This is a genomic window from Clostridium sp. YIM B02506, from assembly GCF_022324845.1.
Lineage (GTDB): Bacteria > Bacillota > Clostridia > Clostridiales > Clostridiaceae > Clostridium_T > Clostridium_T intestinale.
Genome location: NZ_JAKGTG010000002.1, coordinates 287,794 through 309,024, shown reverse-complemented (window position 1 = coordinate 309,024; position 21,231 = coordinate 287,794). Strand labels below are relative to the sequence as shown.

20 protein-coding genes are annotated in these 21,231 nt (G+C 31.0%); 17 read left to right on the top strand and 3 right to left on the bottom strand.

Annotated elements, in window-relative coordinates; translation table 11 throughout:
- Positions 1-38: 38 nt before the first annotated feature.
- On the bottom strand, positions 39-1,373 hold the full coding sequence (locus L1S49_RS03420; RefSeq protein ID WP_238902555.1) for a PLP-dependent aminotransferase family protein: 1,335 nt from the start codon (positions 1,371-1,373) through the stop codon (positions 39-41).
- Between the two features lie 176 nt (positions 1,374-1,549).
- On the opposite strand from L1S49_RS03420, the gene L1S49_RS03415 reads away from it, so the two are divergent.
- From L1S49_RS03415 to L1S49_RS03345, 15 genes are all read left to right on the top strand, one after another.
- On the top strand, positions 1,550-2,863 hold the full coding sequence (locus L1S49_RS03415) for a 6-phospho-beta-glucosidase (RefSeq protein ID WP_238902554.1): 1,314 nt from the start codon (positions 1,550-1,552) through the stop codon (positions 2,861-2,863).
- Between the two features lie 156 nt (positions 2,864-3,019).
- Positions 3,020-4,633 (top strand): Na/Pi cotransporter family protein, encoded by a 1,614-nt coding sequence (locus L1S49_RS03410; protein ID WP_021800959.1) that lies wholly within the window; start codon positions 3,020-3,022, stop codon positions 4,631-4,633.
- A 309-nt stretch (positions 4,634-4,942) separates the two neighbouring features.
- Positions 4,943-6,187 (top strand): ammonium transporter, encoded by a 1,245-nt coding sequence (locus tag L1S49_RS03405; protein ID WP_021800960.1) that lies wholly within the window; start codon positions 4,943-4,945, stop codon positions 6,185-6,187.
- Between the two features lie 13 nt (positions 6,188-6,200).
- A complete protein-coding gene (locus tag L1S49_RS03400; RefSeq protein WP_073018703.1) occupies positions 6,201-6,563 on the top strand; it encodes a P-II family nitrogen regulator in 363 nt (120 codons plus the stop codon).
- Positions 6,564-6,767: 204 nt separating this feature from the next.
- Positions 6,768-8,174 (top strand): Trk system potassium transporter TrkA, encoded by a 1,407-nt coding sequence (trkA, locus tag L1S49_RS03395; RefSeq protein ID WP_073018704.1) that lies wholly within the window; start codon positions 6,768-6,770, stop codon positions 8,172-8,174.
- Positions 8,125-9,567, top strand: coding sequence for a TrkH family potassium uptake protein (locus L1S49_RS03390; RefSeq protein ID WP_238902553.1), 1,443 nt, complete (start codon positions 8,125-8,127; stop codon positions 9,565-9,567). Before trkA ends, L1S49_RS03390 begins: the two co-directional genes overlap by 50 nt.
- A gap of 307 nt (positions 9,568-9,874) precedes the next feature.
- Entirely contained in the window at positions 9,875-10,201 is a 327-nt protein-coding gene (locus L1S49_RS03385) for an ATPase (RefSeq protein ID WP_073018706.1), read from the top strand.
- Positions 10,188-12,140 carry a V-type ATP synthase subunit I gene (locus L1S49_RS03380; protein ID WP_238902552.1) on the top strand — a complete coding sequence of 651 codons (1,953 nt, stop codon included), beginning with the start codon at positions 10,188-10,190 and terminating at the stop codon, positions 12,138-12,140. The genes L1S49_RS03385 and L1S49_RS03380 overlap by 14 nt, the downstream gene beginning before the upstream one ends.
- A gap of 17 nt (positions 12,141-12,157) precedes the next feature.
- The gene (locus tag L1S49_RS03375) at positions 12,158-12,646 is read left to right on the top strand and encodes a V-type ATP synthase subunit K (RefSeq protein WP_238902551.1); all 489 of its coding nucleotides are present in this window, start codon (positions 12,158-12,160) and stop codon (positions 12,644-12,646) included.
- 16 nt (positions 12,647-12,662) lie between these two features.
- On the top strand, positions 12,663-13,262 hold the full coding sequence (locus L1S49_RS03370; protein WP_238902550.1) for a V-type ATP synthase subunit E: 600 nt from the start codon (positions 12,663-12,665) through the stop codon (positions 13,260-13,262).
- Positions 13,263-13,275: 13 nt separating this feature from the next.
- On the top strand, positions 13,276-14,277 hold the full coding sequence (locus L1S49_RS03365; protein ID WP_238902549.1) for a V-type ATP synthase subunit C: 1,002 nt from the start codon (positions 13,276-13,278) through the stop codon (positions 14,275-14,277).
- Positions 14,270-14,581, top strand: coding sequence for a V-type ATP synthase subunit F (locus tag L1S49_RS03360; RefSeq protein ID WP_073018928.1), 312 nt, complete (start codon positions 14,270-14,272; stop codon positions 14,579-14,581). Before L1S49_RS03365 ends, L1S49_RS03360 begins: the two co-directional genes overlap by 8 nt.
- Before the next feature lie 18 nt (positions 14,582-14,599).
- The gene (locus L1S49_RS03355; protein ID WP_073018716.1) at positions 14,600-16,375 is read left to right on the top strand and encodes a V-type ATP synthase subunit A; all 1,776 of its coding nucleotides are present in this window, start codon (positions 14,600-14,602) and stop codon (positions 16,373-16,375) included.
- A complete protein-coding gene (locus tag L1S49_RS03350) occupies positions 16,368-17,750 on the top strand; it encodes a V-type ATP synthase subunit B (protein WP_238902548.1) in 1,383 nt (460 codons plus the stop codon). The genes L1S49_RS03355 and L1S49_RS03350 overlap by 8 nt, the downstream gene beginning before the upstream one ends.
- Before the next feature lie 3 nt (positions 17,751-17,753).
- Positions 17,754-18,395 carry a V-type ATP synthase subunit D gene (locus tag L1S49_RS03345; RefSeq protein WP_021800972.1) on the top strand — a complete coding sequence of 214 codons (642 nt, stop codon included), beginning with the start codon at positions 17,754-17,756 and terminating at the stop codon, positions 18,393-18,395.
- A 47-nt stretch (positions 18,396-18,442) separates the two neighbouring features.
- Here L1S49_RS03345 and L1S49_RS03340 read toward each other — a convergent pair whose 3' ends face one another.
- Together L1S49_RS03340 and L1S49_RS03335 are read right to left on the bottom strand one after the other, a co-directional pair.
- Positions 18,443-18,850: a hypothetical protein gene (locus tag L1S49_RS03340; protein WP_021800973.1), complete on the bottom strand. Its 408-nt coding sequence runs from the start codon at positions 18,848-18,850 to the stop codon at positions 18,443-18,445.
- 154 nt (positions 18,851-19,004) lie between these two features.
- On the bottom strand, positions 19,005-19,217 hold the full coding sequence (locus L1S49_RS03335) for a DUF1450 domain-containing protein (protein WP_238902547.1): 213 nt from the start codon (positions 19,215-19,217) through the stop codon (positions 19,005-19,007).
- A 194-nt stretch (positions 19,218-19,411) separates the two neighbouring features.
- Between L1S49_RS03335 and L1S49_RS03330 the strand changes: the two genes are divergently transcribed.
- Both L1S49_RS03330 and L1S49_RS03325 read left to right on the top strand, forming a co-directional pair.
- Complete coding sequence (locus tag L1S49_RS03330; protein WP_238902546.1) at positions 19,412-20,038, top strand: NUDIX hydrolase; 627 nt, start codon at positions 19,412-19,414, stop codon at positions 20,036-20,038.
- An 80-nt stretch (positions 20,039-20,118) separates the two neighbouring features.
- The gene (locus L1S49_RS03325) at positions 20,119-21,219 is read left to right on the top strand and encodes a patatin-like phospholipase family protein (protein ID WP_238902545.1); all 1,101 of its coding nucleotides are present in this window, start codon (positions 20,119-20,121) and stop codon (positions 21,217-21,219) included.
- Positions 21,220-21,231: the final 12 nt, after the last annotated feature.

The window sequence follows — 21,231 nt, the reverse complement described above, 5'->3', positions numbered from 1 at the left end:
CAACTTAATTGAAGTTTGTCAAACTTAGAGAAACTTAGCTAAACTTTGTTAAGTTCATCAATCAATATTCTCATACCTGCTCTAATCTGATTTTCATCAGTTCTAGCTATACTAACTCTAACCCCTTTTTTATAGTTGAGATTAGAAGAGAAGTAGTTATATCCTGCTGAAACCAAAACTCCCTTAGTTTTTAAGGAGTAGACTAAAGAACTTTCACTTACTTCTTCAGGTAAATAGATGTAGCTATATAAAGATGTATCTAAAGAAGAAACTTTAACTTTTGTGTTAGTTAGAGTTTTAAGTTCATCACTAAAAGCTTTTAATCTAGACTTTTGTTGTTTTTTAATTAGTTTAACATGTTTAGATAAAATATTGCTTTTAAGATATATTTCTAAAGTAGCTTGAGAGATTAGAGATGGAACAAAGTATGAATAATAATAAGAATAACTAGCTTGTTTATTAAATTCATCTATAAGTTCAGTTGGAATAACAGCTAACCCTATCTTTATCCAAGGGATTATCTTAGTAAAACTTTTTAAATATATGAAGTGAGAGTGATCCCCATAAGCATATATAGGATCAAACTTAGAATCAAATTCTATATCTCCAAAGTAGTCATCTTCAACTATGTACACATCATACTTTATAGCTAACTCAGCTATAGCCTTTCTTTGAGTTTTTGAATACTTAGTTCCTAAAGGATTGTGATTTCTAGGAGTAGTATAAAAAAACTTTATATCTCCAGTTTTAAATAAATTCTCTAGTTCATTTAAATCAATTCCACTAGGAGTTCTATCTATAGAAAGAAAGTCTATCTTAGAGTATTTCAAGAAGTCTAAAAAGTATTTATAAGTTGGGTTTTCAAGTAAAATTTTTGTTTTTCCATTAGGAAAAGGCATGTTTGTAAGTAAACTTAATATCTGTTGTATTCCTAAATTGATAAAGATATTTTCTTTAGGTACAAAAACTTGAAAGTTTGACAAATAGTTTGGAAGTAGAGACTTTAGAGAATCAATTCCCATAAGATGAAAGTCTACAGGTTGATTACCATATATATCAACAGCCCTATCTAAACAATGTTTTAAATCAGGCGTTAAAATCCTGCCCATATTAAGATTACCATTAGAAAAGTCTATAATATTAGGATAGGATAAATTATTTAAGTGTTCCTCAACTACATAATATCCGCTTTGGGGTATTGAATATATTAAGTGCTCATTAATTAAACTTTCATAAGCTTTTATAGCAGTATTTTTACTGCAGGAATATTCACTACACAAACTTCTTATAGAAGGAAGTTTTTTAGATGAGGTGTATTTTTTATTATAAATATCAGACTTTATATCTAAAGCTATCTGTTTATATATGTCCATAATTTCCTCCATGATTATAAAAATGTAAAGGGATACGAACAGCCTATTCCACAAAGGTTACCATTATTAAAGAATAAGAACTGTACTGGTACAGTTCCATTTTATCATAATTGAAAACATTATCCTACTGAGATATTATTAAATTGTACACTAAAACCATGCAAGGAGGGTAAGCTATGGATGGTATAAAAATAGTTACTATAGGTGGAGGATCAAGTTATACACCTGAATTGATTGAAGGGTTTATCAAAAGATATTCACAATTACCTGTAAGAGAATTATGGCTTGTGGACATAAAAGAAGGTGAAGAAAAACTAAAAATTGTTGGAGACTTAGCTAAGAGAATGGTTAAGAAGGCAGGTCTTCCAATAGAAGTTCATACAACTCTAGACAGACGAGAAGCTTTGAAGAGTGCCGACTTCGTAACAACTCAATTAAGAGTTGGCTTATTGGATGCTAGAATAAAAGATGAACGAATACCACTTAGTCACGGTTTTATAGGACAAGAAACAAATGGTGCAGGTGGAATGTTTAAAGCATTAAGAACAATTCCTGTATTATTAGACATTGATAAAGATATGTCAGAACTTTGTCCTAATGCTTGGCTTATAAACTTCACAAATCCAGCAGGTATAGTTACGGAAGCACTTCTTAGACATGGAAAAAATAAAAAAATAATAGGTCTATGTAATGGTCCTATAGGTATGGAGATGGCTGTTGCTAACATGCTTGAAGTTGAACATAGCAGAGTGAGAATGGACTTTGCTGGTTTAAATCATATGGTATTTGGACTAAACATATATCTAGATGGAAGAAATGTTACAGATGAAATAATAGAATCCATGGTAAATGGGAATCCAGGTGGTATAGCTAAAAACATTAAAGATATGCCATGGACTCCAGAGTTTATTAAAGCTTTAGGAGTAATGCCTTGTGCCTACCATAGATATTATTTCCAAAACAAAAAGATGCTTGAAGAAGAACTAAAGGAATTTGAGAAGGGTGAAACAAGAGCAGAAGTTGTTAAGAGATTAGAAGATTCTTTATTTGAACTTTATAAAGATCCTAATCTTGATATTAAACCACCTCAACTTGAAAAAAGAGGAGGAGCTTATTACAGCGATGCAGCTTGTCGTTTAATTACATCTATATACAATGATACGGGAGATATACAACCTGTAAATACCAGAAACAACGGTGCAATTGCAGATTTACCACAAGATTCAGCAGTTGAGATAAGTTGTATAATTACTAAAGATGGCCCTAAACCAATAAACATGGGACATTTACCAGTAGCAGTAAATGGATTAATACAACAGATTAAATCTTTTGAAAGAACTGTAGTTGAAGCAGCTGTTGAAGGAAGTTATGATAAAGCTGTACTAGCTTTAACAATAAATCCATTGGTAGCTGATGATAAAGCTGCAAAAATGTTAGTAGACGAACTAATAGAAGCTCATAAAAATTATTTGCCACAGTTTAATAAATAACATATATAATGAAAGATTCTTCCGATTATGGAAGAATCTTTTTTGCAGTTTATGTTAAGAACATGTAAAAAATGTTGAAAGTCTATTAACATTTGTTAATAAATGTAGTAAGCTAATCAAGGGCAAAAAAATAATTTTTTTTCGGAGGAGATTAACTTGAGTAGTGTAGAAATCATTATATCTGTAATAGGTGGATTAGGTTTATTTATTTACGGTATGAAACTTATGGGAGATGGATTAGAAAATGCTGCAGGAGAAGGATTAAAAAGTATTTTAGAAAAAGTTACATCTAATAAAATAGTAGCAGTATTAGTAGGAGCAGCAGTTACCGCAGTAATTCAAAGTTCATCCGCAACTACAGTAATGGTAGTTGGGTTTGTAAATGCAGGATTAATGAATTTAATTCAAGCAACTGGTATCATAATGGGAGCTAATATAGGTACAACAATAACAGCTCAATTAGTTGCGTTTAAGTTAGATGCAATAGCTCCAGTATTTGTTGGTATTGGTACAGCTGTAGTTATGTTTGCTAAAGGCAAAAAGAGAAGAGAAATAGGAAACATAATACTTGGTTTTGGTATACTATTTATGGGTATGGGAATAATGAGTTCTGCATTAAAACCATTATCAGATTCGCCAGCTTTTGGACAATTAATTTTAGCAATAGGTCATAGATGGTATATAGGCATATTAGCAGGTTTAATAATGACGGGAATAGTACAAAGTTCCTCTGCAACAACAGGAATACTTATAGCTTTAGCAACAACAGGAGCTATAGATATAAAATTAGCTATTCCAGTACTGTTTGGATGTAATATAGGTACCTGTGTTACTGCTTTATTAGCTTGTATAGGTACAAGTAAAACAGCACGTAAGGCAGCACTTATACATTTAATATTTAATACTTTTGGAACTTTAATATTCATTCCTTTTATAACCATATTAGGAGATGTAGTTAGTGGATTAACACCAGGAGATATAAAAAGACAAATTGCAAATGCACACACTATTTTTAATGTTATAAATACCTTAATTATGTTACCACTTACTGGTTTATTAATAAGTATTGTAAACAAGATTATTCCAGGTGAAGATGAAATTGAAAAGGCAGCTCCTAAATACATTGATGATAGACTTCTAGAAACCCCAGTTATAGCAGCTGGTCAAGTTGCAAAAGAAACATTAAGAATGGCAAACAAGGCTAGAAAAAATCTAGAAATTTCTATGGATGCCTTATTAAAAGGTGATGAGAAATTAATTTCTAAAGTTATGGAAAATGAACATATAATAAATGTATTAGAAGAAGCTATAACTTCTTATTTAGTTAAATTATCAAAAATTGAGTTGTCAGATAAAGAAAAAAATCTTGTGGCAGCAACTTTTCATGTAATAAATGATATAGAGAGAATTGGGGATCATGCTGAAAATATAGCAGATTTAGCTAGTCAAAAAATACATAAAAACTTAAAATATACTGATGAAGCTATAGAAGAACTTCAAAATATATATAACTATACACTACTTGCATTAGAGATTGCCATAGAGAGTTATGCAAATAGAGACGTAGAAAAAGCTTCAACTATAATGGAATATGAATCAAAAATTGATTCATACGAAAAAGAATATAGAGATAATCATATTAAAAGATTAAATAAAGGACAATGTAATGCATATTCTAGTGCGTTTTTCTTAGAGGTATTAAGTAACTTTGAGAGAATAGGGGATCACGCAACTAATATAGCTGAAAGTGTAATAGAAAGTAATTCATAATAAATTTTAAAAGTTAACCTCAGAGTGTGGATAAAATCCACACTCTGTTACTTTCTCAAAATAACAATTTAATAACAGAATACGTTTAAAATTAAAATGTTTATATTTTAACTTAAAAAAGCTAGACAAATTGAAATAAGCATGTATAATTTAAATATAAATTAAATATTAAATTCTTGTGCGCAATGAGGTCACAGTAGATATGTATATAACTACTCGTGGGCTCTTTTTTTATATTAAATTTTATAAATATATTTTTCTGCAGAAAAAATATAAAAAAGAAATTATAATTTAAAGGGGGACTTATTTATGGATACAAAGGCACTAGACACGTTATGGGTATTACTTGCAGCGGTATTAGTATTTTGGATGCAAGCAGGATTTGCTATGGTAGAAACAGGATTTACAAGGGCTAAAAATGCTGGAAACATAGTAATGAAAAATTTAATGGACTTTGTTATTGGATCGTTAATTTTCTGGGTTTTAGGTTTTGGACTTATGTTTGGTACTGACGTTGGTGGGTTTATAGGAGCACCTAACTGGTTTTCGGCAGGGAGCATAGAACATTTAGGATTAACTATTCCTAAAGAAGCGTTTTTAATATTCCAAACAGTTTTCTGTGCTACAGCAGCTACTATAGTTTCAGGTGCTATGGCTGAAAGAACTAAGTTTATATCATACTGTATTTATAGTTTTGTTATAAGCGCATTTATTTATCCAGTAGTTGGACATTGGATATGGGGTGGCGGATGGTTATCTCAATTAGGTTTCCATGATTTCGCAGGTTCAACAGTAGTTCACTCAGTAGGTGGATATAGTGCATTTGTGGGGGCATTAATTTTAGGGCCTAGAATAGGTAAATATACTAAAGATGGGAAATCTAATGCTATCCCTGGACACAGCATAACATTAGGTGCCTTAGGAGTATTCATTCTATGGATGGGATGGTTTGGATTTAATCCTGGTTCATCTTTATCAGGAACAGCCGTTGATTTAAATTCAAGAATATTTATTACAACAAACTTAGCAGGAGCTGCAGCAGCATTAGTAACGATGATAATAACTTGGGTACGTTACAAGAAACCTGATATAAGTATGACTTTAAATGGTGTATTAGCTGGTTTGGTTGCTATAACAGCAGGATGTGATGTTATATCACCAACAGGAGCAGTTATTGTAGGTATAATAGCAGGCTTTGTAGTAGTATATGGTATCGAATTTATAGATAAAGTACTTAAAATTGATGATCCTGTTGGAGCTATAGGGGTTCATGGATTATGTGGTATAACTGGTACATTAGCAGTTGGATTATTCGCTGCTTATGGTGATACATTAGGATTATTCTACGGTGGTGGATTTGGATACCTTGTAACTCAGCTTATAGGGATTGTAGCAGTAGGAGCGTGGACTGTAGGTACTACTTTCATATTATTTAAAGTAATAAAAGCTACAGTTGGATTAAGAGTTTCTAAAGAAGAGGAAATTAAAGGACTTGATCCAGAAGAACATGGTCTTGAAAGCAGTTATGCTGATTTCCAAACTATAGATCTATAAGGGGGACAATAGCATGGAAGATAAAATTACCAAAATTGATATTATTACAAGAAAAGATAAATTTGATGCACTTAAAGATGCTTTGAATAATATTGGAATTACTGGAATGACAGTAACACAAGTTTTAGGTTGTGGAGTTCAAAAAGGTGATACTCAATATTATAGAGGAGTACCTATGGAGTTAAAGCTACTTCCTAAGGTTAAAATAGAGATAGTTGTATGTGAAGTTCCTGTTGATCTAGTTGTAAAAACAGCTCAAGATGTACTTAGAACAGGAGAAATTGGGGACGGAAAAATATTTATCTATGAACTAGCAAACGCAATAAAGATAAGAACTGGAGAAGAAGGTAAAGCAGCATTGGCTGATGAAAAATAAAATATTAAAAAAATTAAGTGCAGAATCATAAGATTCTGCACTTAATTTTTTTTGGAAATAACTCTTGATTATATGTAGCTAAGAGTTGTAATATACTATTTAAGAACGTAAAACTAAGAAAAGTATAATTTAACAGAAATACATTAACAGATGATGGGAAAAGTATTGTTTTAAATAACTAATAGACCTATGTAGGAGGAATATATGAAGGTTATTATAATTGGTGCTGGAAAAGTTGGATATACATTGGCAGAATGTTTAGCTAATGAAAATAAAGACGTGACTATAATAGATACAAGGGTACAAGCTCTTCAAAAAATTGAAGATAACTTAGATGTATTGAGTATAAATGGAAATGGAGTTAGTACAAGCATCTTGTTAGAAGCTGGGGTAGCTAGTGCAGACTTACTTATAGCTGTTACAGGAAGTGACGAAGTTAATATGGTATGTTGTTTAACAGCTAAAAAGCTTGGTGTGAAACAAACAGTAGCTCGTGTAAGAAATCCAGAATATTCAGATGAACTGTCTCTTATAAAAGATGAGTTAGGTCTTGACTTTATTATAAATCCAGAATATACAGCAGCAGAGGAAATAGCAAGTACAATAAATTTTTCATCTGCAATTAATGTAGAAAGATTTGCTAGTGGAAGAGTTAGAATGGTTGAACTTAAGATTACTTGTGGAATAGATATTATTGGCAAAAAAATTAAGGATATAGATAGACAATCTAATTCTTCTGTACTAATAGGAATAATTGTTAGAGGAAATGAAGTAATAGTTCCAGATGGAGATGAAGAAATAAAGGAAAATGATATAGTATATGTAGTAGGCAAGATGTCTAACATATATAAGTTCTGCAAAATATATGGAAGATATCCTGATAAAATCAAAAATTTGATGATAGTTGGAGGAGGCAGAATTACATATTATTTGTACAAGCTATTAAATGACATGAATATAAAAATGAAGATTATAGAGATAGATAAAACAAGATGTGAAGAGTTATCAGAAAAATTACCTAATGCTCTTATTATTAATAGCGATGGTACAGATGAAGAGGTGCTTATGTCAGAAAACATAGAACACATGGATGCATTTTTATCTGTTACTGGTATAGATGAGGAAAATTTTATGTCTTCTCTTATTGCAAAAAGAGCAGGTGTTAAAAAAATAATTACTAAACTAAGCAGAACTAATTATATAAACATTGTTAGGGATGTTGGATTGGATGGTATTGTTATTCCTAAAAGAATAACCACCAATAAAATTCTTAAGTTTACAAGAGGTGCTGATTTACAGTCTTTACGTAGAATACTTGAGGGAAAAGTTGAAATATTAGAGTTTGTTGTAGATAATTCTAGTAAGTTAATAAATAAAGAAATTAGAAAATTGAATATTTCTTCTAATACAGTTATTGCAACTATTGTAAGAAAACAGGAAGTGGTTGTGCCTCATGGAAATGATATTATTAGAAGTGGAGATAGAATTATTGTTATAACAATGGAGGCAAACATATCAACTTTAAGAGAACTAGAATCGGCTGTAATTGGAGGAAATCAAAATGAACTTCGCAATGGTATTAAAAAACTTGGGAAAATTATTAGTATGTGAAGCACTTTCTATAGTGCCAGCTGCATTAGTTTCTATATATTATAAAGAAAATGAATTTTGGTCATTTTTATACACAATAATCATATTAATAGTTTTAGGGGTTATTCTAATTAGAATAAAAGCTAAAAATAAAAATATATATTCTAGAGATGGCTTTGCAATAGTAGCAATAGGATGGATATTGCTTTCATTTTTTGGAGCTTTACCATTTTATTTTAGTGGAGCAATTCCATCATTAGTAGATAGTTTTTTTGAAGCTAGTTCAGGATTTACAACTACTGGAGCAACTATACTTGGAGAAATTGAAAGCCTGTCTAGAGGGATATTGTTTTGGAGAAGTTTCACTCATTGGATTGGAGGTATGGGAGTCTTAGTTTTAGTTATGGCTATATTACCATCTGCTGGTGCTGGAAGTATGCAAATAATGAAAGCTGAGAGTCCAGGGCCTAACCCAGGAAAACTTGTTCCAAAAGTTAAAGAAACAGCAAAAATTTTATATGGTATTTATTTAATAATAACTTTAGTTCAGCTAATACTACTTAAGGTTTCTGGATTACCTCTTTTTGACTCAATTATCCATACTTTGGGTACAGTAGGTACAGGTGGGTTTTCAAACAGAAATATTAGTGTAGGAGCTTATAACAATATAGCTGCCGAAATAATTATAACTGTTTTTATGCTTATATGTGGTGCTAATTTTGCCCTACATTATCAACTATTAAAGGGGAATATAAAAGGCTTTTTTAAGGATGGAGAGTTTAAACTATATCTCTTTATTGTAACTATGTCTATAATACTTATTACCTTTAATCTTAATGGTAATATATATAATTCGGTTAAAGAGTCCTTAAGACATGCCAGTTTTCAGGTAGCATCAATTATAACAACAACAGGTTATGCAACTGTAGATTTTAATACCTGGCCATCACTTAGTAAATTAATATTACTGTTACTTATGTTTGTTGGAGGATGTGCAGGTTCAACAGCTGGAGGGTTAAAAAATATAAGGATTTTGCTTCTATTTAAGGCGGCTAAAAGAGATCTTTTAAAGATAATACATCCTAAAGCAGTATATACAGTTACTCTTCAAGGAAAGGCTGTAAATGAGCAGACCCTTTCAGAAGTTCTAGGGTTTTTCTTTATGTATGTTATTATTTTCTGCTTTTCAGTATTAATAGTATCCTTTGAAGGAAAAGATATTGTTACTACCATTAGCTCAGTAGCAACCACTTTAGGAAATGTTGGACCGGGATTAGAAATAGTTGGACCTATGGGGAACTTTTCGAGTTTTACTGTATTTAGCAAACTTATATTTTCTTTTTGTATGATAGTAGGAAGATTAGAAATATACCCTATGATTTTATTACTTATGCCTAGATTTTGGGCAAAGTAGCAACATCATATATTTAAACAAAAGATACAATGGCGTTTATTATTTCTTTAATTATTTTTAAGTAATTAGAATAATAAGGCCTTTTTTATTTAAAGTATTAAATTTTCTTGAATTTTTTACGAAAATAAAAATAGAATAAAAACTTAGAAAAAAGGAGAAATCTAAAGTATGTTTATGTGTAAACATTGACAACGATAAATATGTAGAATATTGACAAAATTCATTTTATACTACATAATAAAGAGTAATGAATACTATATAAAACATTAAAAAATATCTTTGATATGCATTAAAAGGTGGTGATAAAGTGGCATTAGAAGCATTAAAAGAAATTAAGGAAGCTGAAGAAAAAGCAGAAAAAATTATTAAAGATGCAGAAGTTAGAAAAAAGGATATTATTTTAAATGCTCAAAAAGAGGCTAAAGATAAGTATAATGAAATCATAAATTTAGCTAAGGGTGAAGCAGGTAAATTAATTGAAACTGCTACAAATGAGGCAAATAAAAGAGCTACGCCTATTTTAGAGCAAGGTAAAAAAGAAATCGATGAAATTTTAAGTATTTCTGAAGAGGAAAAAGGGAAAGTTATAAATTTAGTAATTGAGAGGATAGTGAATATTCATGGCAATAGTTAAAATGAATAAATTTACTTTGCTAGCCTTTGAATCTGATAGAAAAAAACTGTTAGAAGAACTTCAGAAACTTGAGGAGGTTCAATTTATAAACCTTCAATCACAAGACGTACTTGAAGATCAAGAAGATTTTGTTGGGTTAGATAAAGTTTCATTAGATTCTAGTTATGCAAAGTTTGAAGAAGATTTATCAAAGATTAAATTCACCATGGAATTCCTTAAGCCATATATTTCAAAAAAATCTGAACTTGGAGAGATGCTTTCAGATAAAAAGCAGATGTCTTATGAGGAAATTAATAAATATATGACTAATAGCTCATGGAAGGTAATTTATAATGAAATAAAGGGAAAAGAAGAAAGGTTAAATTCAATTAATAATGAATTAACTAAAATTGAGTCTGAAATAGATTTATTAAAAGCTTGGATTAATTTTGATGCACCTTTTAAACTTCTAAAGAATTTAAAAAGTGCATATTTTTTAGGGTCATTTCCTAAACAATATGAAGAGGAATTAATTGATAAACTTAATAAGTCAGAATATCCAACTTATTACGAAGTAATAAGTAAAAATAATTCGGATGTTTCAATATTAGTTATAACTAATATTGAAAGTAGAGACAATATCTCAGAAGAGTTAAAGCAAGTAGGATTTTCAGCTTTCCCAGTAATTTATGATGAAACTGCTTCAGAAAAAATAAACAGTTTAAATAGTAACCATAAAAACCTCTTAGACGAGGAAAAAAGTATTAAAGAATCATTAATAACTTATAATGATAAAATAGAAGAATTAGAAATAGCTTATGAGTTTTTTAATAGTTTGATTGTTAGAGAATTAGCATCTAATAATTTCTTAAAAACTAGTAAGATAATTGCTATATCAGGTTGGATTAAAAAAGACTCTAATGAAATATTAGAGAAAGCTGTAGGAAATATATTAGATAATAACTATTATATGACTTTCAGTGAAGTTGAGGATAAGGAAATTGAAAAAGTTCCTATTAGGCTTAAAAATGGTTCTTTTTCATCAAACTTTGAAGGTTTAGTTGAAATGTATAGTTTACCTAAATATTCAGAAGTTGACCCAACTCCAATATTATCAATCTTTTACTTTATATTTTATGGGATGATGCTTTCAGATGCTGGATATGGATTAATTATGGTTTGTGCAACTTCATATGCGTTATGGAAGGTTAAAGACCCAGAAAAGAGAAAGTTTTTCAAATTACTTTTTTTTGCAGGTATTTCTACAGTGATTTGGGGAGCAATATATGGATCTTGGTTTGGGGATTTATTCCCAGAGTATTTTGGAATAAATGTTCCATATTTATTAAATCCAACAACTGGAATAATGGAGATTTTCATAATGTCCTTAGTTTTTGGGTTTGTGCATGTATTTGTAGGATTAGGTATAAAAGCATATATACTTATTCGTGCAGGTGCTATAAAGGATATGGTATATGATGTTTTAACTTGGTATTCAACGCTAATTGGAGCTGTGCTTATGCTTCTTGGTATTGGAGGAGTATTAGGTAAGGTTCTTCTTTTTGGTGGATTAATAGCTTTATTGTTAACTCAAGGAAGAGCATCAGAAAGTATAGGTGGTAAAATAGGTGGAGGAGTTTATGGAGTATATGGAATAACAGGATATTTAGGTGATATTGTTTCATATTCTAGACTTCTAGCTTTAGGGCTTGCTACAGGATTTATAGCAAATGCATTAAATCTTATAGTAAACTTAATTCCATCACCATTTAGTTATATTATTTCGCCAATTTTATTTATTGGATTACATTTGTTCAATTTATTGATAAATGCGTTAGGTTCCTATGTACATGCAGCGAGATTGCAGTACCTAGAGTTCTTTGGTAAATTTTATGAAGGTGGAGGACGAAAGTTCACTCCATTTAAATTAAGTGATATTTTTATTAAAATAACAAAATAATTAGGAGGATTTAAAACATGAGTTGGATAGAATTTTTTGTTGATAAAGGTGGATTAGTTTTTGCATTATTAGGGGCTGCTTTAGCAGTAGGCTTAGCAGGTATAGGATCAGCTAAAGGTATAGGTATAGCTGGAGAGGCTGCTTCAGGGTTAATGACTGAAGAACCAGAAAAGTTTGGTAGTACATTTATATTAGTTGCATTACCTGGTACTCAAGGGTTATACGGATTCGTTATAGCACTTCTATTATTCACTAAAATAGGAATATTTGGTGGAGATGCACCAACTTTTGAATTAGGATTAAAATACTTAATGGCTTGTCTTCCAGTAGCATTAGCAGGATGGCAATCAGCTATAGCTCAAGGTAAAGTTGCAGCAGCTGGTGTTCAAATATTAGCAAAGAGACCAAATGATGTAATGAAGGGTGTTATATATGCTGTTATGGTTGAAACATATGCAGTTTTAGGATTCGTTGCTTCATTATTCATGGTACTATTCATAAAATAGTTTGGAGTGATGGTAAATGTCTAATATTAAAAATCTTACAGAAAAGATTCTGGAAGAAGCAAAGCATAAAGAAAAAGAAATAGCTGCTTATGCAGAAAGTGAAAAAGAAAAAATTCTTTCTTCAAAGATAAAGGAAGCTGACGATGAAAAAAAATTAATTCTTTTAAAAGCAGAAGAAGAGGCTAAAATTAAAAAAGAAAGAATTATATCTAGCACAACTTTAAAGGTAAGAAATGAAAAACTTGAAATAAAACAAAAGCTTATTAGTGAAGTTTTTGATAAGGCATTAGAAGAACTTTGTTCAATGAATTCTAGCAAATTAAAAAACTTCATAAAACATACAATTTTAGATTTAGACATAGATGGTGATGAAACAATAATTCTCAATGAAGATGGAAAATCAAAAATTGATGATAAGTTTGTAGAAGATTTAAACTTTATTTTCCTTGCTAGAAATAAAAAAGGAGAGTTAAAGGTTAGAGAAGAAAATGGAAACTTTAAAGGTGGATTTATTGTAGAGAAAAATGGAGTTGAAATAAACAACACATTTGAATCTCTAATGGACTCTATGAAAGATGAACTAGAGTATGAAGTATCTAAAGCATTATTTAATTAAGGAGGTTTAGCGTATGGATTCAATGGTATTTACCCAAGTTATACCTAGAATTAGGGTGTTAGAGACTAAACTTCTTGATAAAACTAAACTTGAAAGAATTGTAGATTCAAGTTCAGGGGAAGAAGCTTTAAAAATACTTGGTGAAACTGAGTACTCTAACGTTATGGGAAATGTCAAAAGAATAGAAGATTATGAAGAAATATTAAGCTCAGAGTTAAAGAGAGTTTATAAACTTCTATATGAAATATCTCCTATAAAATCTGTAGTAGATGTTATGAGTATAAAATATGATTACCATAACATTAAGGTGCTTATTAAAGAAAAGATATTAAATAAAGATTTTTCAAATATGTTAGTTTCAGTAGGAAAAGTTGATATTTCTAAACTTAAAAATGCTATAGATAATGATTATTATAGAGACTTAAATTCTGTAATGAGAAAATATATAGAAGAGGTTTTTAAAGATTACGAAAATACAAAAGATCCTCAGAGAATAGATATTATATTAGATAAAGGTATGTTTGAAGAACTTCTTATTTTAGATAAAGAAATAGAAGATAAGTTTTTACACAAATATATAACTACGCTAATTGATACAACTAACTTAAAGACTTTGCTTAGAGTAAAAAAACAAGGTAAGGGAAGAGAATTCTTTAGTGAAGTATTAATTTTAGGGGGAACTATTGATAAAGATAAATTATTTGCTTTATTAAATGATTCTGCTGAAAATATAAGCTCAAAACTTTCCTACACAGATTATAGTGAGATTTTAAAGATTGGAATTGAAGCCTATGTTAAAAATGGTTCTTCTGCACTTTTTGAAAAATTAAGTGAAGACTATATTATGAAGCTTATGAAAAATGCTAAATATGTAAGTTTTGGAGTAGAACCTATTTTAGCGTATGTTTATGCTAAAGAAACAGAAATAAAGTTGCTTAGAATTATTATGGTTGGCAAGCTTAATAATATTGCTAGTGAAGTAATAAGAGAAAGGCTGCGTGATAGTTATGTATAAGAAGATAGGAGTAGTTGGAGATAAAGATTCAGTTTTAGCATTCAAGGCATTAGGAATTGAAGTTTTTCCTGTTGTTGAAAAAGAAGAAGCTAGAAAAACTATCGATAGGTTAGCTATGACTGATTACGCAGTTATATTTGTAACGGAGCAGGTTGCAAAGGATATTCAAGAAACTATTGAAAGATATAACAGAATGCTTCTACCTGCTGTAATATTAATTCCAAGTAATCAAGGATCATTAAATATAGGAATTCAAAGAATAAGTGACAACGTAGAAAAAGCAGTTGGCGTTAATATTTTATAGGAAGGTAGGTTTTAGAAGGTGAAAACTGGAAGTATTATAAAAGTTTCAGGTCCTTTAGTAGTTGCTGAAGGAATGGATGAAGCTAATGTATATGATGTATGTAAAGTTGGAGCAAAAGGCCTTATCGGAGAAATCATTGAAATGAGAGGAGATAAGGCATCTATACAGGTATATGAAGAAACGTCAGGAATAGGGCCAGGAGATCCAGTAGTAACTACCGGAGAACCTCTTTCAGTTGAACTTGCACCAGGATTAATAGAGTCAATGTTCGATGGAATACAAAGACCTCTTGATGCATTCATGGAAGCTGCGAACTCATCATTTTTGGTTAAAGGTGTTTCAATACCAAGTTTAAATAGAGAAAAAGTTTGGGGCTTTAATCCTACAGTAAGCGTAGGAGATGAAGTTCATGCTGGAGATGTTATAGGAACAGTTCAAGAATCTCCTGTAGTACTTCATAAAATAATGGTTCCATATGGACTAAAAGGTAAAGTTAAAGAAATAAAAGAAGGAGAGTTCACTATTACTGATGTTGTTTGTGTTCTTGAAACTGAAAAAGGTGATAAAGAAGTTTCAATGTTACAAAAATGGCCAGTAAGAAAAGGAAGACCTTATGAGAGAAAGCTAAATCCAGTTGAACCAATGGTTACAGGACAACGTGTTGTAGATACATTTTTCCCTGTAGCTAAAGGTGGAGCAGCAGCCGTTCCAGGACCATTCGGAGCAGGTAAAACTGTAGTTCAACATCAAATAGCAAAGTGGGGAGATACTGAAATTGTTGTTTATGTTGGATGTGGAGAACGTGGTAATGAAATGACAGATGTTCTTAACGAGTTCCCAGAGCTTAAAGATCCAAGAACTGGAGAAAGCTTAATGAAGAGAACTGTACTTATAGCTAATACTTCAAATATGCCTGTTGCAGCTAGAGAAGCTTCTATATATACAGGAATAACTATAGCTGAATATTTTAGAGACATGGGATATTCTGTAGCTATAATGGCTGATTCTACATCAAGATGGGCAGAGGCTTTAAGAGAAATGTCAGGTAGACTTGAAGAAATGCCTGGTGATGAAGGTTATCCAGCTTACTTAGGATCGAGACTTGCTGATTACTATGAAAGAGCAGGTAAGGTTGTATGTCTAGGTAATGAGGGAAGACAAGGTGCTATTACAGCAATAGGAGCAGTTTCCCCTCCAGGCGGAGATATATCTGAACCAGTTACACAATCTACTTTAAGAATAGTTAAAGTATTCTGGGGACTAGATGCACAACTTGCATATAGAAGACATTTCCCATCAGTTAACTGGCTAAGTTCGTATTCCTTATATCTAGAAAAGATGGGAGTATGGATGAATGATAATGTTGCACCAGATTGGTCAACACTTAGAACTGATGCCATGGCACTTCTACAAGAAGAAGCAAGTTTAGATGAAATAGTAAGACTTATAGGAATAGATGCTCTTTCAGAGAAAGATAGATTAAAACTTGAAGTTGCAAAGTCTATTAGAGAAGATTACTTGCAACAAAATGCTTTCCATGAAGTAGATACTTATGCTTCATTAGATAAGCAATATAAGATGTTAAAACTTATACTTAAGTTTTATGATGAAGCAAATAGAGCTTTAGAAGTTGGAGTTTATTTAGATAAAATACTTGCTCTAGAAGTAAGAGACAAAATAGCAAGAAGTAAGTATATAGCAGAAGAAGAAATAGCAAAAATAGATGATATTTCTAACGAGTTAAATAAAGCAGTAACTGATTTAATCAACGAAGGAGGGGTTCTAAATGCTTAAAGAATATAGAACAGTTAGAGAAGTAGTAGGACCACTTATGGTTGTTGATGGTGTAAGTGGAGTCAAGTATGATGAACTAGTTGAAATAGAGATGCAAACAGGTGAAAAGAGAAGAGGAAAGGTTCTTGAAGTTAATGGAGAAAAAGCTATGGTACAGCTTTTTGAAGGATCTTCAGGGATAAACTTAAAAGGAACTAAAGCTAAATTTTTAGGTAGACCTCTTGAACTTGGAGTATCTGAGGATATGTTAGGAAGAGTATTTGATGGAATGGGAAGAGCTAAAGATAATGGCCCTAAAATACTTCCTGAAAAAAGAAATGATATTAATGGTGAGGCTATAAATCCAGTAGCAAGAAACTACCCATCAGAGTTTATTCAAACTGGTATATCCGCTATAGATGGATTAAATACGTTAGTTAGAGGACAAAAGCTTCCAGTATTCTCTGCATCAGGACTTCCTCATGCTGAACTTGCAGCTCAAATAGCAAGACAGGCAAAAGTTTTAAATTCTGATTCAAAGTTTGCAGTTGTATTTGCAGCTATAGGAATAACTTTCGAAGAAGCTGAATTCTTCGTAGAGGAGTTTACTAAAACAGGAGCAATAGATAGATCAGTTCTATTTATGAATCTTGCATCAGACCCTGCAATAGAAAGAATTGCAACACCTAGAATGGCTTTAACTACAGCAGAGTTTTTAGCTTATGAGAAAGGAATGCATGTACTTGTTATAATGACAGATATAACTAACTATTGTGAAGCTTTAAGAGAAGTTTCTGCAGCTAGAAAAGAAGTTCCAGGAAGAAGAGGATATCCAGGTTACTTGTATACTGACCTTTCAACTTTATATGAAAGAGCAGGAAGACTAAAAGGAAAAGAAGGTTCAATAACACAAATTCCTATATTAACTATGCCAGAAGAGGATAAAACTCATCCTATTCCTGACTTAACTGGATATATAACAGAAGGGCAGATAATATTATCTAGAGAGTTATACAAAAAAGGTATCACTCCTCCAATAGATGTACTGCCATCTCTATCAAGACTTAAAGATAAGGGTATTGGTAAAGGTAAAACAAGAGAAGATCATGCTGATACTATGAACCAATTATTCTCTGCATATGCTCAGGGAAAACAGGCAAAAGAATTAGCAGCTATATTAGGAGAATCAGCTCTATCAGATGCAGACAAAAAATATGCTGAGTTTGCCGAAGCTTTTGAAAAACAGTATGTTAATCAAGGTTTCACTACTAATAGATCCATAGAAGAAACACTAAATTTAGGATGGAAGCTTCTAAAAATACTACCAAAAACAGAACTTAAGAGAATCAGAGATGAATTCCTTGAAAAGTATATGTCAGCTGGAGAGGAAGTATAGCATATGGCAAAGTTAAATGTTAATCCTACAAGAATGGAGTTAACAAAACTTAAGAAGAGATTAACCACTGCTGTTAGAGGTCATAAGCTCTTAAAAGATAAACAAGATGAATTAATGAGGCAGTTTATAAGTCTTGTAAAGTATAACAATGACTTAAGAAAAGATGTAGAAGATAAACTTCATGGTTCATTGAAAGACTTTGTTATGGCAAGAGCATTGATGAGTTCTGAGTTTTTAGAAGAAGCTATTGTCTATCCAAAAGAAAGTATATCTGTGGAAGTAGGAAACAAAAACATAATGAGTGTTAATGTACCACTTATGACGTTTAAAAGAAAACTTGAGGGTGATACAGGAAGTATATACCCTTATGGGTTTGCAAACACTTCCTCAGAGTTAGATGACTCTATAAAAGGATTGTATGAAATACTACCAAAACTTCTAGAGTTAGCTGAAGTTGAAAAGAGTTGTCAACTCATGGCTGATGAAATTGAGAAAACTAGAAGAAGAGTTAATGCATTAGAATATATGACAATTCCTCAACTTCAAGAGACTATAAAGTATATTAGAATGAAGCTTGATGAAAATGAAAGAGGAGCTTTAACTAGACTTATGAAGGTTAAGGCTATGATTGAACAAAGAAGCTAAATTAAAAAAGAAGCTATCTCAAAATATTTGAGATAGCTTCTTAAATTTTATCCTCTACTCTTAGGAGTAGGTTGCTTCATTTTCTTTAATTGAGAATGGTCTATTGGAACTAAATCTGTTTTATTAGTCAGATTTAATACATTCATGATAGAGATGTGTTCATTCTTCTCTTTATCACCTTTAAGACCCATAACAATGACTTTATGTCCTTGATTAACTTGAATAAAAGAAGGTTTCTTAAACCAAGAATTTTTCTTGTAAACGCATTTAATAACCATTTTACCTGCATCAGGTTTAACTATTAAAGTTGCAGTGATCTTGTGAAAAATCCAAAGAATAGTTTTTGTTTCTATCTTAGATGATAAAACGCTACCTTGAAATTGCGTCATTCTATCGCCATATTTCTTTATGTAAGAATCAGTATAATATTTTGAAATCTTTTCTTTAAAACCCATAATTATAACTCCTTTGTATTTATAATATTATGACATATATTGATTAAACGTAAAAATACAAATTAATTATAACATAATAACATATCTATTCAAATAAAATTTTTATTAGGATTGATTTAATTAAAAAAATCACCCAAAAGCAGGTGATTTTTAATTAGTTTAAGTTTTTTCTAATATCTTCTAGAAGCTCCTCTAAAGAATCTCCAGTAGCATCATTACCATTTACAATCGCTATTCCGCTACAGAAACATTCTCCACATCTTCCAAGGCAACCTTCAACATTAATCTCGCTTTCAGGTATATCCTTTTTTAATACCTCTATTGCTGCATCTGTATATTCATTGTTTTCACAAAAATGTAGTGCCATTTATAAATCCTCCATAAATTAAAGTTAATATAAAGCAATTATAAAATGAGAATTGATATCAGTCAATAGTTATTATTTGTTAAGTTTGAATTTAAGACTTATACTACTATTATGTGGAAGCTTCACTTAAGGCTTCATAAAATTTCTTTACTGTAGTAAAATAATATTAAAATAATTTAGAAACAGGTGATTAAATGGGAGCAAGGAATAGCTTAGGGCAAACGGAAGAAGAGTTTTTAAAAGAATATGATAGTTCAAAGTATAAAAAGCCATCAGTAACTACGGATAACGTAATATTTTATGTAAAAGAAAATAATATAGAGGTTTTATTAATTAAACGAGGAAATCATCCAGATATAAATAAGTGGGCATTTCCAGGTGGATTTATAGAGATGGATGAGAATCTTGAAGTTGCAGCCCTTAGAGAGTTAAAAGAAGAAACAAATCTGGAAGGAATAGAGTTTGAACAATTACATACTTTTGGGGATGTAGATAGAGATAAGAGAGACAGGATAATTACTGTAGTTTATTTTGCTGTAATTGAGGAAAAAAAGAAAGCTGTAGCAGGGGATGATGCTGGGGATGCAAAGTGGTTTTCTGTAGGTTATGAAAAAATAAGCATAGAGAATTCAGAAGAATATATATTAGATATAAAACTTAAAAGTGATGACTTAGAATTAAATCCACAAATTAGAGTTAGTCAATCTAAAGGTAAATATATAGCAAAAAAGAAATATACACAGATAAAAAATGATAATATGGCAGGAGATCATGGAAAAGTGTTAGCTGTAGCTTTAGAGAAGTTTTTAGAAAAGTTCTAAACAAATTATATATTTATAAGACAGAAAAATAAAGATAGCATATTATATATGATAATAAATTTATTTAATTGGAGAAAAAAGTGTTTAATAAAGAAACAAGAATTGGATTAGCTCTTTCCGGAGGAGGTATTCGTGCTTTAATTTTTCATTTGGGTATTTTGAAGTTTTTAGCTGAAAATGGTGATCTTGAAAATGTTAAGACAATATCCACAGTATCTGGTGGAAGCATTTGCATAGGGCTTATATTGTCTATAAATGATTATAAGTGGCCAACCAGCAAGGAATATTTAGAAAAGGTTTTGCCTGAATGTAAAGGTATAGTTCTTAATAATGATATTACTAGTGGAATGATGAGGCTTAAGGAGAAGTATCCTGAGTATGATACAGTGATGCTATTGGCTAAGGCATTAGAAGAAGAGTGGGGAGTACATGGAGATTTGCAGACTATCCCTTCTTCAATTAATTGGGAAATTAATTGTGCTACTTTTGAAACTACAAAAAATTTCAGGTTTAGCAAAAGACGTATGGGAGATCCTTTATTGGGCTATACAATGAATCCAGATTTTCCAATTTCAAATGCTGTTGCTGCTTCAGCCGCCTTTCCAGAGATCATAGGAACATATAGATTAGATATGAGTTTATATAAGTGGTATAAAGATGAGTCAGGAAATACCCCTTTAACTGATCCACGGGATTTTTGTAATTTGTGGGATGGGGGTGTTTATGATAACCTTGGTCTTGAAGTATTATATAGACCAGGATTTGGACTTAAAAAAGGAATTGATTTTTTAGTTGTAAGTGATGCATCTTCTCCAATTTATGAACAAGAATACTCTAGGGAGAACAGATTAGAAAATCTTCAACGTATTTGGGATATCAGTGTTAAAAAATTAAATGAATTAGTAGTTAGAAGCTTATTTAGAGATGTGATAAATAAGGGGAAAGGCGCTTATTTAAAAACAGGTACTTTTGTTTTGGATGTTCTAAAGAAGTTACCTATTCCCCACAAAATCATAATAAAACTTGGTGAAACATCTCTATCTCATGAGAGAGTAATACTTGCAATGAATTATCCTACAACTCTAATAGCTCCAACTTCTGAAGAATTTAAGTTGATTTTAAGACATGGTTATGAAACAGCATCGTGCATTAGGATAAAATCCATATTTGAAAAGTTATAGATATTTTTATCT

Excerpts from the sequence above, each read along its gene's own strand:
- L1S49_RS03420 (WP_238902555.1), bottom strand. The coding sequence starts at position 1,373 with ATGGACATATATAAACAGATAGCTTTAGATATAAAGTCTGATATTTAT.
- L1S49_RS03415 (WP_238902554.1), top strand. The coding sequence starts at position 1,550 with ATGGATGGTATAAAAATAGTTACTATAGGTGGAGGATCAAGTTATACA.
- L1S49_RS03405 (WP_021800960.1), top strand. The coding sequence starts at position 4,943 with ATGGATACAAAGGCACTAGACACGTTATGGGTATTACTTGCAGCGGTA.
- L1S49_RS03400 (WP_073018703.1), top strand. The coding sequence starts at position 6,201 with ATGGAAGATAAAATTACCAAAATTGATATTATTACAAGAAAAGATAAA.
- trkA (WP_073018704.1), top strand. The coding sequence starts at position 6,768 with ATGAAGGTTATTATAATTGGTGCTGGAAAAGTTGGATATACATTGGCA.
- L1S49_RS03390 (WP_238902553.1), top strand. The coding sequence starts at position 8,125 with ATGAACTTCGCAATGGTATTAAAAAACTTGGGAAAATTATTAGTATGT.
- L1S49_RS03380 (WP_238902552.1), top strand. The coding sequence starts at position 10,188 with ATGGCAATAGTTAAAATGAATAAATTTACTTTGCTAGCCTTTGAATCT.
- L1S49_RS03375 (WP_238902551.1), top strand. The coding sequence starts at position 12,158 with ATGAGTTGGATAGAATTTTTTGTTGATAAAGGTGGATTAGTTTTTGCA.
- L1S49_RS03370 (WP_238902550.1), top strand. The coding sequence starts at position 12,663 with ATGTCTAATATTAAAAATCTTACAGAAAAGATTCTGGAAGAAGCAAAG.
- L1S49_RS03365 (WP_238902549.1), top strand. The coding sequence starts at position 13,276 with ATGGATTCAATGGTATTTACCCAAGTTATACCTAGAATTAGGGTGTTA.
- L1S49_RS03360 (WP_073018928.1), top strand. The coding sequence starts at position 14,270 with ATGTATAAGAAGATAGGAGTAGTTGGAGATAAAGATTCAGTTTTAGCA.
- L1S49_RS03350 (WP_238902548.1), top strand. The coding sequence starts at position 16,368 with ATGCTTAAAGAATATAGAACAGTTAGAGAAGTAGTAGGACCACTTATG.
- L1S49_RS03345 (WP_021800972.1), top strand. The coding sequence starts at position 17,754 with ATGGCAAAGTTAAATGTTAATCCTACAAGAATGGAGTTAACAAAACTT.
- L1S49_RS03340 (WP_021800973.1), bottom strand. The coding sequence starts at position 18,850 with ATGGGTTTTAAAGAAAAGATTTCAAAATATTATACTGATTCTTACATA.
- L1S49_RS03335 (WP_238902547.1), bottom strand. The coding sequence starts at position 19,217 with ATGGCACTACATTTTTGTGAAAACAATGAATATACAGATGCAGCAATA.
- L1S49_RS03330 (WP_238902546.1), top strand. The coding sequence starts at position 19,412 with ATGGGAGCAAGGAATAGCTTAGGGCAAACGGAAGAAGAGTTTTTAAAA.